The sequence below is a fragment of the Microbacterium sp. KUDC0406 genome (assembly GCF_021582875.1).
GTDB lineage: Bacteria > Actinomycetota > Actinomycetes > Actinomycetales > Microbacteriaceae > Microbacterium.
The window spans coordinates 2,066,571-2,081,320 of the sequence record NZ_CP091138.1; the positions used below are offsets into that span (position 1 = coordinate 2,066,571).

5 protein-coding genes and 4 pseudogenes are annotated in these 14,750 nt (G+C 68.1%); all 9 read right to left on the reverse strand.

Features of this window, described 5'->3' with window-relative positions; genetic code table 11:
* Positions 1-8: 8 nt before the first annotated feature.
* The 9 genes and pseudogenes from L2X99_RS10355 to L2X99_RS10400 all read right to left on the reverse strand — a co-directional run bounded on the left by L2X99_RS10355 (position 9) and on the right by L2X99_RS10400 (position 14,641).
* A pseudogene (locus L2X99_RS10355) lies at positions 9-1,132 on the reverse strand (DegT/DnrJ/EryC1/StrS family aminotransferase).
* A gap of 33 nt (positions 1,133-1,165) precedes the next feature.
* Positions 1,166-2,146: pseudogene (locus L2X99_RS10360) on the reverse strand (NAD-dependent epimerase/dehydratase family protein); the annotation flags it as partial.
* The gene (locus tag L2X99_RS10365; RefSeq protein WP_236123689.1) at positions 2,143-3,192 is read right to left on the reverse strand and encodes a Gfo/Idh/MocA family protein; all 1,050 of its coding nucleotides are present in this window, start codon (positions 3,190-3,192) and stop codon (positions 2,143-2,145) included. The pseudogene L2X99_RS10360 and the gene L2X99_RS10365, both read right to left, overlap by 4 nt.
* Before the next feature lie 93 nt (positions 3,193-3,285).
* On the reverse strand, positions 3,286-7,395 hold the full coding sequence (locus L2X99_RS10370) for a DUF4082 domain-containing protein (RefSeq protein ID WP_442923527.1): 4,110 nt from the start codon (positions 7,393-7,395) through the stop codon (positions 3,286-3,288).
* Positions 7,381-8,825: pseudogene (locus L2X99_RS18575) on the reverse strand (N,N-dimethylformamidase beta subunit family domain-containing protein); the annotation flags it as partial. The gene L2X99_RS10370 and the pseudogene L2X99_RS18575, both read right to left, overlap by 15 nt.
* 126 nt (positions 8,826-8,951) lie before the next feature.
* Positions 8,952-10,607 (reverse strand): GMC oxidoreductase, encoded by a 1,656-nt coding sequence (locus L2X99_RS10380; RefSeq protein ID WP_236135068.1) that lies wholly within the window; start codon positions 10,605-10,607, stop codon positions 8,952-8,954.
* Complete coding sequence (locus L2X99_RS10385; protein WP_236123684.1) at positions 10,604-11,536, reverse strand: glycosyltransferase; 933 nt, start codon at positions 11,534-11,536, stop codon at positions 10,604-10,606. The genes L2X99_RS10380 and L2X99_RS10385 overlap by 4 nt, the downstream gene beginning before the upstream one ends.
* A pseudogene (gene lhgO / locus L2X99_RS18580) lies at positions 11,533-12,722 on the reverse strand (L-2-hydroxyglutarate oxidase). The gene L2X99_RS10385 and the pseudogene lhgO overlap by 4 nt, the downstream one beginning before the upstream one ends.
* A 482-nt stretch (positions 12,723-13,204) precedes the next feature.
* Entirely contained in the window at positions 13,205-14,641 is a 1,437-nt protein-coding gene (locus tag L2X99_RS10400) for a sugar nucleotide-binding protein (protein WP_236123683.1), read from the reverse strand.
* Between the last annotated feature and the right edge of the window lie 109 nt (positions 14,642-14,750).

The following is a 14,750-nucleotide window of genomic DNA, read 5'->3' on the forward strand; positions in this document are numbered from 1 at the left end:
TCCCTCACTCATGCTCCGCTCCCGGAAGGCTCCCTCAACACCGCGATCACGCGGTCCTGGTCGGCATCCGACAACGTGTGGTACAGCGGCAGGATGAGCGTGCGGTCGGTGAGTCGCTCGGTGACAGGCAGGCCCGCCGGCGGAGTCAGATCGCGATACGGCGGCTGCCGGTGCGAAGCCATGATGCCCCGGCGAGCCGAGATGTCGGCGTGAGCGAGTGCTTCGAGCAGCCCCTCGCGACCGGTTGGGTACTCCTCCCCACCTCGACCCAGAACGACTGGAAGTTGCCCGTACCGTGCTCCGGATCCTGCACGGGTCGCAGTCCCGCGATGTCGGCGATCCCCGCACGGTACCGGTCCGCGAGCTCGCGGCGCCGGGCCACGATCTCGGGCAGACGGCCGAGCTGCACCAGCCCGACCGCCGCCTGCAGATCGGTCATCCGGAAGTTGAACCCGACCTCGGTGTACTCCTCGGCCGGCGGCAGCACCGACTGATGACGGTCCGCCGCGGACACGCTCATGGCGTGCTCGCGCAGGCGCCGGGCGCGCATCGCCCAGTCCTCCCGGACCGTCGTGATCATGCCGCCCTCACCCGTGGTGAGCAGCTTGCGCGGGTGGAACGACCAGGCCGCAATGTCGGCGCCCGCGCCGACCGGGCGGCCCTTGTAGGTGGACCCAGCGCCGCAGGCGGCATCCTCGATCACGACGATCCCGAGCGGATCGGTGACCGCGCGCACGTCATCGAGATCGAGCGGCACGCCACCCTGGTCCACGCCGATCACGGCACGGGTCGCGGGAGTGAGAGCGGCCCGCACCGTCTCACCGGTGATGTTCCCCGTCACGGGGTCGACATCGGCGAACACCGGGTTCGCACCCACATAGCGGACGGCGTTGGTCGTGGCGATGAACGAGAACGACGGGATCACGACGTCGTCACCGGGCCCGATGCCCGCCACGACGAGGGCGAGGTGCAGCGCCGTCGTGCAACTGCTTGTGGCCACCGCGTACGGTGCCTGCATCCCCGCCGCGAACTCCTGCTCGAAGCGCGCCACTCGCGGCCCCTGGGCAACCCAGCCGCTGGCGATCGCCTGGGCGACCGCATCGGCCTCTTCCTGGCCCAGCCAGGGGATCATCACGTTGATGCGGTCGCTCACGACGCCACCGCCGGTCCGGCCGGCGGCGATCTCCTCGCGCAGCGGACGCCACCACTCGACGAGCTGACGCAGTCCGTCCTCGACGCCGATCGTCGCCTGGAAACCGAGATCCTCGCGGGCTGCTGTGATGTCGGCGAGGCGTCGCGCCACGTTGTTCACCGTGCGCGCAGGACCGAACTCGACCCCCAGGTCGGAGTCCATCACCCGAAGGAGCGCCTCGGCCAGCTGCAGCAGACTGGTCTCCGTGCCGCTGGCGATGTTGTAAGTTCCCTCGACGACGTCGCTCTGCGCAGCGAGCACGTTCGCACGGGCGATGTCGGGCACGCAGACGAAGTCCATGGTCTGCTGCCCGTCGCCGAAGATGAGCGGCGGCTTGCCGTCGGCGATGCGTTCCATCCACCGCACCAGCACCTCGGTGTAGAGGCCGTGCACGTCCATCCGCGGGCCGTACACGTTGAAGTACCGCAGCAGCACGTAGTCGATGCCGTTCATCGCGCGGAAGCTGCGGATCAGGCCCTCGTTGAATGTCTTCGCCGCGCCGTAGAGAGTGTCGTTGTTCTCGTGGTGGTGCCGCTCGGTGGTCGGAAACTCCTCGGCCATGCCGTACACCGACGCGCTCGAGGCGGCGACGAGCTTCTTCACCCTGTGCGCAGCCGCCGCCTCCACCACATTGAACGTGCCGTCCACCAGCACCTCGAGTGCGAGCCGCGGCTCCTCGGCGCACTGCGTGATGCGGATCGCTGCCTGGTGGAACACGATGTCCTTGCCCGCCGTGACCTCGTCGACCGTCTTCCGGTCGCGGATGTCGCCGTCGATCAGCGTCGCCCGTCCCGTGGCGATCGCGTCGTCGAGGTTCGCGAGGCGGCCGCGGACCAGGTTGTCGAGCACGTCGACATGCGCCGCTCCGGCGTCCAGCAGCTGGTCGACGAGGGTCGAGCCGATGGTGCCGGCGCCGCCGGTGACGAGGATGTTCGCGCCTTCGATCTGAGTCATGACAGGACCATTTCGTGAGTGATGTCTACAGGGTAGGGGGCGCCGGCGTTCTGCAGGCTGCCGCGGGCGGCTTCGAGGATCGACAGCACCCTGAGCCCGGATGCTCCATCGGTGCGCGCCTGACGCTTCTCGCGGATCGCGGACGCGAACTCGGCGGTCATGTTCGACAGCGCCTCCTTCTCGGGCAGCGCCGGCGACCAGGTGTCGCCGAGCCGGTAGGAGATGTTCGCGGCGCGGGCGTCGCTGGTGGTGGCCTTCGACTGCTCGGCGAGGTCGACGCCGCGGTCGTACACGCTCAGACGCTGCTGCGGGTTCAGGTCATCCCAGACCAGAGTGCGCTTGGTGCCGCCGATCACCATCTGGCGGATCTTGGTGGGGCTCAGCCAGTTCACGTGGATGTGCGCGATCGCGCCACCGGCGAGAGGCAGCGTCAGGTAGCCGACGCACGACTTGCCCGTGTGCAACGGATCGGCACCGTGCGCAGCAACGGTCGCGGCGTCCAGCCCGCCCGGAAGGATGAAGTCGATGATCGACAGATCGTGCGGAGCGAGATCCCAGAACACGTCGACGTCGGGCTGGATGAGCCCCAGGTTGATACGCACGCTGTCGACGAACAGGATGTCACCGAGCTCACCCGCGGCGATCAGCTCACGGATCTTCAGCACGGCCGGCGTGTAGCAATAGGTGTGATCGGCCATCAGCACCAGGCCGTTCGCCCTGGCGGTATCGACCATCTCCGCGCCGCGCCCGCCCTCGTCGGCGAGCGGCTTCTCGACCGTGACGTGCTTGCCCGCGGCAAGCGCCGCCATCACGACCGGATGATGCGTCCGCGCCGGGGTCGCCACTGCAATGGCATCGATCGTCGGATCGGCGAGCACCTCGTCGAGGCTCGTCGAGATCGGTACCCCGCCGACGCGATCGGCGACGCTCTGCGCCCGTTCTGCGTCGAGATCGCAGATGACCGCGAGTTCCCAGTCCGGGCTGATGGCGAAGTTCCTCGCCAGATTCGGTCCCCAGTAACCTGCGCCGACAACGCCGACGCGCATGCGTGATTGCACCACGCTTCCTCCCCAGTTTTCTCTTTCTGTTGTCAGGACCGCCCTCCCCGGCAGCCCGTCCGATCCCGGTGACCGACGGTGTCAGTCATCGGGATCGAAGATCACGTCCACCCAGTACTTGTTCTTGGACGTCGCGCTCGGATACGACTTGCTGTTGACGGATGCCCCGCCTGTTGCGATCGTCGTGATCGGCCCATTGGCGACGGCGTTCGTCAGCCCGCTGGCCGTCTGCGCGTAGTACAGAGACGTGCTGTACATCCCGACTCGGTATTCTGCACCGACGGTGAGGCGCACCGGTGTCGTCAGTGCGGCGGCCTGCCAACCAGAGGCGCTCTCTCCCGTGAACGTCACGGTCGCGACCGACTTCCCGGTCGAGTCCCAGAGGTATCCGGTATGCGTACCCGTGTTCAGCGTTCCCTTGTAGAACTTGATCGCTCGTACGACCCCCGCTTGTGTGGCCTTGAACCGAGTCGCGACCTGCGTCGCCTGAGTGGTCAGGGTGTTCGTGCTTGTCGGAGTCCCCGTCGGGAACAGGCTCACCTGATCCGGCTTGACCTTGGTCGTGAAGGTCCACGTGCCACCGGCGACCGCGGCGCCGTTCGCAGTCACCGCCGCCGTGTACGTCGTGCCCCAGGCGAGCGCGCTGCTCGGCTGGAAGGTCACGGTGCCGCTCGACGCGGCGAAGCTGGACGTTCCTTCGACGGCATTCGATCCCGCCTTGAGCGTGATCGCGGCGTTGGCCGAGTTCGTGACGGTGGCGGACACCGTGATTGTCGTCGGGTCGAGACCGGTCGCGCCCGCCGCGGGTGTCGTCGTCGACAACGCCGGCGCCGGCGCCGGCGCGGGTGCGGGTGCCACCTCGGGTGCCGTCGCGTCGCCGAAAACCACCTCTGCATCCACGAAGTACGCCGATGCCCCGAATGTCCCGGTCGGGAAGCCACCTCCGGTGCCGTACCTGTACCGGCCGTTGAGCTGGGCGAGCCCGATCACCTTGCCGTTCTGGCGCTCGGCCGAGAAGTACCCGGGTTCGGAGGCATAGTTGCCCGCCGGGGCATAGTACGACACCACATACGTGTCTCCAGGCGTGAGCGACACGGGCGTCGGAAGCGCCGCGCGCTGCCATCCGGTCGCCGTCTCCGCCGTGAAGGTGACTTGACCGAGCTTCTCCCCGCTGCCGCTCCAGAGCGTCCCGACGTGCGTTCCGGTGTTTCCCGTGCCCTTGTAGAAGCGAATCGCTGTGACCTGGCCGGCTTCGCTCACGCGGAATGCCGTTCCGACCTCGACCGAGTCAGGATCAGCGGTCGCAGCGGTCGACGGAACCCCCTCGCCGAACAGATTGCCAATCGTTCCCTGAGGCGGTTGCGCAGCCGCGCTGAAGTTCCAGGTCACCTTCACCGCACCGGCCAGCAGCACCGATGCCTGATAGGTCGCCCCTTCACTGAAATCGGATGCCGGGTCGAAGGTGACCCTGCTCGTGGCCGCGTCGTAACTGCTGGTACCCGGGACGTTCGCGCCTTCGTCCGTCTTGAGGACGAGCGTCGGCGAACTGCCGGTCACGTCACGATCGAACACGGCACTCACGTTCGCGTCTCGTGCGACGCCTTGTGCGTCATCGGCAGGACTGGTCCCGACTACGGACGGCGCCGTCGCCGCAGCGACGAACTCCACGTCGACGAAGTAGTTCGTGTTGTTCCAACTGTCGGTCGGAACCACTCCACCTGCCCCGTAGCGGTAGCGACCGTTCCGGTCCGTCACCGAGCTCAGCGGATCATTCGCGATGGTGGTCGCGAGCCCTGCGGACGAGTACGAGTAGCCGCCGTTCGGCGCCAGGTACGAGACGGTGTAGACGGTACCCGGCGTGAGCTGGACCGGCGTCGCCAGCGATGCACGCTGCCAGCCCGAAGCCGACTCCCCTGCGAATACGACCTTGCCGAGCAACTCGCCGGCGGGTCCCCACAGCGAACCTGTGTGGGTTCCCGTGTTCGCCGTGCTCTTGTAGAAGCGGATGCCGGTGACCTTGCCCGGACTCGATGTCGTGAAAGCCATGCCCAGCTCGACCGAAGCGGTGTCGATGTCGGCGTCCACCTGTGGCACGCGATCGCCCAGCAGCGTCATCACCGGTACACCGTCATCCGTACGAACCGTGAAAGACCATGTCGCATCGGCGACGACTGTCCCTCCGGTGCCTGTGACACCGGTGAGCGTCACCTGCACGGACGATCCCTTCGGCAGCGCGCCGGTCGGGGCGAAGCGCAGCGAGCGGTTGTCGGATGTCCGAGCCCAGGTCCCGCCGACAACAGCCCCATTCGCTCGGACCGATCCGCTGAAGGTCGCCGTGACTGGAGAACTGAAAGTGGCCACGATCGGCGCATCGGTGGCAACATCGACGGCGCCGGAGGCCGGTGACGTCGCGACGAGCGTCGGCACCTGCACGGTCGGGTTGAACACCACGTCGACGAGATACCCCGCACTCGACGCAGCCGTCGGGAAGCCGCCCTGGTACGTGAACACGGATCCGCCCGATGCGACGGAGAGCGGGCCTCGTGCATAGGCCGCCGCGAACTGGCCAGGAGAGGCGGAGTACCCGCCACTTGGGGCCACGTAGGAGACCACGAACTTCTGACCTGCACTGGCCGCGACCGGCGTCGACAGCTTCGCCGTCTGCCACCCGTAGCCCCCGGTGGCGTCGAAGCTCACCGTCGCGAGCTTCTGACCAGTGGCGGTCCACAGGTCACCCGTGTGAGGTCCGTTGTTCTTCGTGCCCTTGAAGAACTTCAGCGCGGAGATCGTGCCGTCAACGGCGACGCTGAACGTGACACCGAGGGTGACCGAAGCCGTATCCGTATCCGCGTCGATCGTGGGACGAAGGCTCTCCGGGAACAACGAACAGGGGCAGGTTCCGTCCGGGAGGTCGGCGGTCTGGGTCCTGAACGTCCAGGCAGACCCCGCCTGGAGCTGCCCTCCGGCGGAGTCCTTCGCCGTCGGGGTTGCCGTGTACGTCGTGCCAGGCGAAAGCTGGAGATTCGGGTCGAACGTGACGGTCTTCGTCGTCGCGTCGTACGACACCGTTCCACCGACGGCGGCGCCATCGGCATCCTTCACCGACATTCCCACCGTGGCCGTGTCGACCGCCCTGCTGAAGCGTGCGGTGATGGCGGCGTCAAGCGATGCGCTGGTCTCACCGGCAGATGGCGTGCGGGCGACGATCGCCAACGGCGAGGTGTCGGTCGTGGTGAACGCGACATCCACGTAGTAGTTCGTCTCGCGGAACGCCGCGGTGGGGAACTCACCGGGCACCCCGTAAACTCCGGGACTCGCGCTGCCGACGCCCGGTGTGACGCTCAACGGTGATGTCGGAGTGGCTCGATACGGCCAGTAGTCCTCAGAGTACGCGTACCTGCCGTTGGGCGCCGTGTAAGACACCACGTACTGTGTTCCGGCCACGACGTTGACGGGACTCGCGAACTGCGCGGTCTGCCATCCGCCGGCCGTTTCATTCGTGAACTGCACGGAGGCGAGCACCTGTCCCGTGCTCGACCAGAGCGTGCCCGTGTGCGTTCCTGAATTTCCTGTGCCCTTGAAGAAGCGGACGCCGTTCACGTAGCCGTCCACCTCCGGGGTGAATCGGAGACCGAGCTCGACGGCGCTGGTGTCGTCCGCAGCGGTCTGCTTCGGTACATCCGCGCCCATGACGGAGAAGGGCCCCGTGACGTCGACCGAAACAGCCGTGCCGGCCGACGCGAAGTTGCCGCTGTCATCCGCGGCTCTCGCGAGCAGTTTCGTGGGCCCGTTGCCCTGCTGCACGTACGAGTAGGACCAGCTCGTCGTGCCCTGGGCGGGATGCCACGTCTTACCGCTGTCGACCGAGACCTCCACACCGGCGACCCGCCCGCCGACATCCGAAGCCGTACCGGTGATCGTCCTCGCCGTACCGTGCGCGATCTTCTGTCCCGCTGTCGGAGTGGTGATCGTGGTCACTGGCGCGGTCGTGTCGGTGCTCTTCGTCGCGGCCGTGAGTCCGCTCATCAACGAGCCCGGCTGCGCACCCATGTCTGCGAGCAGATTGATCTGCGCCTGCTGCATCCGCGCATCGGCGGGTGCTCCGTCGCCATCGTGCTCCGCGTCGAGTCCCCACCCCCACTGGATGGTGCCCGCCCCGAAGACGAGTGCGCCGCTGGCCGCGCGATACATGGTCAGGTGATGCTCTGTGGTTCCAGGCACCACGACGTTGCCATAGTCGGTGAGGTACTGCGGGGTCGGGCCGACAGTCGTGGAAAGCCGGATCAGACCGGCCGGCCGGAAGCCGTTGTCGGGATCCTCATCGGATTCGTAGCCGATCGTGTGGGGCGCGAGCGCGGCCTTCGTGCCTGCGGCCAGCCCCGTCAGTGACGTGTTGCGCCAGAGCCGCAGTTTGCCCTCCTCCGAACTCACTGTCACCGCGAGATCGTCGTCATTGACGAAGTACATGGTCCCGGTGAGCGCGTTCTCCGGGAGCGTCCCGCCGTCGGCGGCCGTCGCGAACCGCGGGTCGCGCCAGGTACCCGTCCACTGCGATGTCGGATCGATCTTGGCGTTCGACCAGGTCTCCTTGTACGACACGAGGGTGCGGTAGGGCGTCTTCGACGTGTCAGCCGAGGGCTCGTAGCGGGTGCGCCAGTAGATCTCGTTGCCGGACAGGAACTGCAGGTTCACGCCGGCGTCACGCGCCGCCTCGACGTTCTTGCGCTGCGCTCCCGACCAGTACTCGTCGTGTCCGACCGACAGGAACACCTTGTGGTTCAGCAGCTGCGCGCCGTACCGGTCGGTGTCGACGCCTGCCATGTACGTCATGTCGTAGCCGTTGCGCTCGAGGAACCGCACTGTGGCGTACTCCGAGGAGAAGTAGAAGTCCCGTCCATCCGCCAGATCGCGGGTCGCGAACGGTCGGTTGTAGCTGATCTTGTACGACCGGCCGTTGGCCGCGCCCTGATAGAAGTCGGACCCCCGTAGGTGTTGTACGCCTGCCAGGTGGGGTCGGAGGTCTGGAACACGACATCCGAGTGGCTGCCGTCGTTGCGGACGATGAAGATGATGTGGCTGGCGCCGCCCGTGTCGGTGCGGGTGAGCTTGGCGACGTACACGCCCGAGACCGCTGTGCTGGGCACGTTCCACGATGCCGACACCTTCCAGTTGCCGCAGTCGTAGAGCTCTGTCGCGACATCGGTGATGCACTGCTGCTGTGTCTGCGGCAGTGCCGCTGTCACGGGCACGGACTGGATGAACCGGGCGCCCTTCCCCTGGTACCAGCCGGTGCGGTAGATGTCGATGGTGTACGCGCGGGCGTTCGTGTCGACCTTGAAGTCGATCTTGCTGCCGGCGTTCACGCTGATGTCGGTCGCGAAGCCCTGGATGCTGCCGTCGCCGGCGCCGCTGATGTTCCACTCGTCGGGATCGGTGCCCGGCTTGGAGTTCTCGCAGACGATCGGGTTGATCGTCGGTCCGCAGGAGCTGCCCGCGGCCTGAGCCGGCTCCGATGCCGAGCCTGCGATGAAGGCGCCCATGACGACCGCGAAGGCGGCGACTAGCGCGACCATGCGCCGCGTACGGCTGATGCGTACGCTCGCTTCCCCAGTGTTCTGCATTCCCCAAGTCCCCACTCGAGCGGGTCGCTCACATCGTCGCGAACGGTTCCCAGATAAAGAACCCCGAACTCGCCCTGTGATACCGGGTATGCGAGATTCGAAGTCGTCCCGCTCGAATACTAGCCCCTACCGGGCTGCCGCAACACCCTTGTGACCGCTGAGGTGATCCGCGAGCCGCGCGGCGAGCACCGCGGCGAAGAACGTCGGGTTCGCCTCGGCCGAGGTGGGGAACACGCTGCTCGACGCGATGAACAGGTTCGGAGTGCCGTGCACGCGAAGATCGGCGTCCACGACTCCCTCCCCCGGTTCCCTGCTCATCCGTGTGGTGCCGATGCTGTGGAACCCGTCCGTCGTCTGCTCCCAGGCGAAGCGCCGCACCGCGTCGGCATCCTCGCCGAGGTACTCGATCCGGCCGATCCCCGCTGCTCGCAGCTCGGCATCGAGCAGCTCGTGGCAGGCCAGCAGCGAATCGACGTCCTCCTCGAGGAACCGGTAGTCGACGTCGAGCACCTCATCGCCGTTCGCGTCGACCGACAGCATGAGCCGGCTCTCGGGGTTCGGTAGCTGCTCGCCGTGGTAGTGGATCGCGTATCGGCCGCCCTCATTGCGAAGGATGAACCCGGGTTTACGCACTCTCGAGGCGTACCGGCGGCGGAAGATGTCGATGACATCGGCGGCGGCGCGGAACGGACGACGCACGATGTTCCCGATGTGCTTGCCCACGTGGTACGGACGAGGGCCGACGTGCCGCTGCCTGATCCCCTCGGCGAGGATGAGCCGTCCGATCGGGCGGATCGCCAGCCCCAGGAAGACCGCCGAGAGCGTCGCGTTGCGGTGCTCGTACTCGTAGAACGGCGGGTTGTCCACGTAGAAGCTCGTATTCAGCACCCGGTGCCGGCGCTGTGCCTCCTCGGTGAGCGTGAACCGGCGTCGGATGTAGGTTCCGGTGTCGTCCTGCACGAAGTCCAGTTCCGCGACATCCGCTGGATCGTCGAGCACGATGTCGGCGATGCTGCCGGTGGTGTGCCCCATGTAGTACCGACCCAGCGGGCCGTCTGGCCCGCCGAAGAGTTCGGGCCGGCGACGCTGGATGCTCAGCAGCAGCCTGGTGATCTCCAGCCCGCCCATCGCAAGCGCATAGGCCCGGGCGCTGAGGCGGACCGTTGCATCCGCATGGCGCACCACGAGTCCGGTCACGGTGCCGCCCGCGCCGAAGTCGATGTCGGTCAGCCGCGCGTCGAAGAGCGTGTCGATCAGCGGATGCTCCGCTGCGCGACGTCCCAGCCCGCCGGCCAGCTTGGGCTGCTGCGCCCAGCGCTCGAGATTCGACATGGTGAACTCGGAGAGCCCCGGCAGGTCGGGGCGGTCCGAACGGAACACCGCCGTGCCCGCGTCGAGGTGCCGGGCGGTCGGCTCGTACCACCGCTGCACGTCGTCGATGCGGATCGGCCAGTCACTGTCGGGTACGTAGTCACGCGGTTCGAAGTCGATCGGTTCGAACGCGACGCAGCGTCCGCCCCACATCGCCGAGGTGCCGCCGAGTCCGCGGCGCGTGGTGAGCACCAGCGGCGCGTGACGCGCGTCGTCGACGATGTGCGTGCGCTGCCCCGGAGCGTCCTCGATGTCGTGCTTCCACGACTCCGCATCCCCGGCATCCACGAGCAGCACCCGGCTGCCCGCATCCGCGGCCTCGATCGCCAGCACCAACCCCACCGGACCGGCGCCGACCACGCAGATGTCGTAGTCGTTCCCCGGAACCGAATCTGCTTCTCCCACGGTCACAGAACCCCCTCGCCGCTCTCGCGGCTCGATCCGTCGCGCTCCCAGTCGCGCGTTCCCCGCATGCGCATCGCCCGTTCTGCCCGGCGACGCGACATGACGGTGAGAAGCGTATACCAGCCGACATCGAGCGCGCTCCGCGGACCGCGGATGGATGCCAGCAGCGATCTGCCGCGGGAACCGGCATGCGACGAGATGCCGAGCTCGAGGTAGCCGCGTCGCTGCCGTGCCAGCACGGCGAGCAGGCCGGCGACGTCGCGAGGCGTGCGCACACGCATCGGCGAGGTGCGCACGACCGTCTTCTCGTCGTCGCTGAACTGCGCGTCGAACCAGGAGTCGTCGGCCGTGACGGTGGCGAACTGCCCGAACCGCGCGTGCCCGCGCTCGCCGGTCGCGTAACCGCCCGCGCCCCAGAGCCGGCGGGGCGGTGCGGGGATGCGGCTGCGCGCCCGATAGTAGGAGCGCACCGGGATGCTCGCGCCGATCGCGTCGTAGACGAACGACGGCCGGGCGGCGATGACGTGGCCTGCTGCGATCGCGTCGAACACCGCGACGATGCTCGCCGGGTCCACCTCGATGTCTGCGTCGAGGTAGATCCGCGGCCAGGTCGTGGCGATCTCATCACCGTGGTTCAGCGCGGCGATCTTCGACGCCTGCGCGATCTCGTCGACGCGCACGCCGTCGAATCCGCGTGCGACCCGGGCCGTGTCGTCAGTGCACCCGTTGCACACCACGATCACCTCCACGCCCGGCGTCGCCCGGAGCCGCTCCAGCGATCGCAGCGTCCGTGCGATCACCCCCGCCTCATCGTGGGCCGGGATGATCACCGCGCCGACCGCCGCCGACAGATCGGTTCCGGAGGGCGCGGGGATGCTGTCCGCGCGGAAGACGACCGCGCCGTCCTCCGGCAGCTGCGCGGGATGCCTGGTCATGCCGCCTCCTCGGCGAGATGGTGCGCGATCACGTACTGCGCGATCGCGATCGAACTGGTCGCGGCCGGCGAGGGCGCGTTGCGCAGCACCGTGACGGGACCGACCCGGTCGACGGCGAAGTCGTCGAGCAGCTCACCGCCCCTCCCCCAGGCCTGCGCACGCACCCCGGCCGCCGTCTTGCGCTCGAGATCCGCCATCGTCAGTTCGGGCACGAAGCGGCGCGCCTTGCGGAAGTACAGCGGCTTGATGAGCGATCCGCTGATCTCGTCCACACCCATACGCCAGTGCTGTTTGGCGAGCGGCCAGGCACCGGGCCAGCGCAGCGACTCCCAGGTGTCCTTGGGCGAGATCTTCAGCCATCCGTACCCCTCGCGCGCCAAGGCCGGGACGGCGTTCGGGCCGACGTGCACATCGCCGTAGACCCCGCGGGTGAAGTGCACGCCCAGGAACGGGAAGCGCGGGTCGGGCACCGGGTAGATCATGCCGTTCACGAGGTGCGCGCGGTCGTGCCGCAGCTGCCAGTACTCGCCGCGGAACGGCAGGATCTTCGGGGACTTATCCGCACCGATGAACTGCGCCACGACGTCGGAGTGCAGGCCGGCCGCGACGATCACACGATCGAACAGATGCTCCGAGACCGGCGTCGTCACGCGCACCCCTCCGGGCTCGCGACGGATGCCGGTGACCTCGCTCTGCAGTCGGATGCTGCCGCCTGCGGCCCGCACGTCCTGCGCCATGGCGTCGGTGATGGCCGCGTAGTCCACGACGGCGGTGTGGGGGAGTGGACCGCCGCGACACCCGTGGCGTGCGGTTCGATCTCACGCAGCCGCTCGATACCGTCGATGCGCGCGAGGTCGGGTACGCCGTTCGCGATCGATCGGCGCTCGATCTCGGCGAGTGCCGGCAGCTCGGACTCGTCGACCGCGACCACCAGCTTGCCGACCTCGTGGTAGGGAAGCCCCTTCTCGGCGCAGTAGTCGCGGATCAGGGTGCGCCCCTGCGCGCACAGTTCGGCCTTCAGCGACCCGGGCGCGTAGTACAGTCCGGCGTGCACGACGCCGGAGTTGCGGCCGGTCTGATGTCGAGCGAGGCGCGACTCCTTCTCGAGCACGACGACGTCGTCGCCTCGCTGCGCGAGCTCGCGCGCCAGCGCCACTCCGACGATCCCTCCGCCGATGATCCCCATCTTCGCCAAGTCAGACCTCCCCAGATCTCCCCGGCTCCCATTGTGGCGTGGTTCGGGACGGACATGCCACTCCCGCCGCCACCCTCCACCAGGTCGTTGAGCGAGGGAGCGCCAGCGACCTTCACCGGGTCGTTGAGCGAGGGAGCGCCAGCGACCGAGACGAAACGGAGCAACCCCTCCGCAGGAAGGCGTTTCGTCTCGCTCCGCTCGCTCAACGAGCGAGGGGCCACCCCTCCACCAGGTCGTTGAGCGAGGGAGCGCCAGCGACCGAGACGAAACGCAGCAACCCCTCCGCAGAAGATGAAGGCGTTTCGTCTCGCTCCGCTCGCTCAACGAGCGAGGAGGCCACCCTCCACCAGGTCGTTGAGCGAGGGAGCGCCAGCGACCGAGACGAAACGGAGCAACCCCTCCGCAGAAGGTGAAGGCGTTTCGTCTCGCTCCGCTCGCTCAACGACCCGGGAAATCGGGGCGTTTCGGCTCGCTCAACGAGCGGGCGCGGACAGATACTCCGCCAGCGACCGGCGCCAGTCGGAGAGGACCAAGCCGGTCGCTTCGATCTTCGACAGGTCGAGCACGCTGCTCCGCGGTCGCGGAGCGATCGGTCCCTCGGCGTCGGCGTAGTACTCGGCAGTGCTGACCGGGGTCACGCGCACCGGGTCATGCCCGACCGCCGAGAACACCAGCCGCGCGACATCCGACCAGGCCGCCGGCTCGCCGGTGCCGGTGAGGTCGTACGCACCGTAGGGCGCGTCCGTCGCGAGCAGATGACGGATGCCCCGGGCGAGATCGCCCGTGAACGTGAGACGCCCGCGCTGATCGTCGACGACGCGGGGCGAGACGCCGCGTTCGGCGAGCGACGCCATGGTCCGCACGAAGTTGTGCCCCTCGCCGATGACCCAGCTGGTGCGGACGATGTAATGCCGCGGTGCGGTCTGAACGGCCAGATCGCCGGCGGCCTTGGACTGCCCGTACACTCCGAGCGGGCTCAGCGGCGACTCCTCGTCGTAGAGCTCGGCTGCGCCGTCGAAGACGTAGTCGCTCGAGATATGCACCAGAGTGATCCCGTGGGCTGCCGCGATGCGGGCCAGCGCCGCGGGGCCGGAGGCGTTCGCCGCCCACGCATCCGTCCGGCCTTCCGGAGTCTCGGCGGCGTCGACGGCGGTGAAGGCGGCGGCATTGATGACCGTGCCGTAGTCGCGCCAGTGCCGGGCATCCGGGGCGGTGAGGTCGAAGTCGGCGCGGCTCGCGTACTCGAGATGCGGGGCGTCGCCGAGTTCGGCGCGCAGCGCGCGGCCAAGCTGGCCGTCGGCGCCGAGCACGAGGGTCTTGCGCGGCGGCACCGGCATGACGTCGGCGAGACGTGGATGCGCCCTGTCCTTGTCGGAGAGCACGGCATGCGACAGGGGGATCGGCCAGTCCACCGCGGCGGTCTCGTCGGCGAGGTTGAGGAACGAGTACTCGGCGTCGGGTGACCAGTGGTCGTTCACCAGGTAGGCGTAGACGGTGTCTGGTTCGAGCGTCTGATACGAGTTGCCGACGCCCCGGGGCACGAACACGGCGCGGTCGGGGCCGAGTTCGATCGTGAAGACCTCGCCGAACGACGGGCCGTCGCGCAGGTCGACCCACGCGCCGAAGATGCGCCCGGATGCCACGGACACGAACTTGTCCCACGGTTCGGCATGGAATCCTCGCGTCGTGCCGGCGGCGGCGTTGTAGGCGATGCTGTTCTGCACGGGGCCGAAGTCGGGCAGGCCTGCGGCGAGCATCTTCTCGCGCTGCCAGTTCTCCTTGAACCAGCCGCGATTGTCGCCGTGCACGGGCAGGTCCACGACGAGCAGGCCAGGGATGCGGGTTGGGGTGACGACCACCCCGCCGGTCGTTGAGCGAGCGGAGCGAGACGAAACGCCCTCAGCGGCCATCAGAGCTCACCCCGTTTCGTCTCGCTCGCTGCGCTCCCTCGCTCAACGACCCGGGAAGGGACCACCCCGCCGGTCGTTGAGCGAGCGGAGCGAGACGAAACGCCCTCAG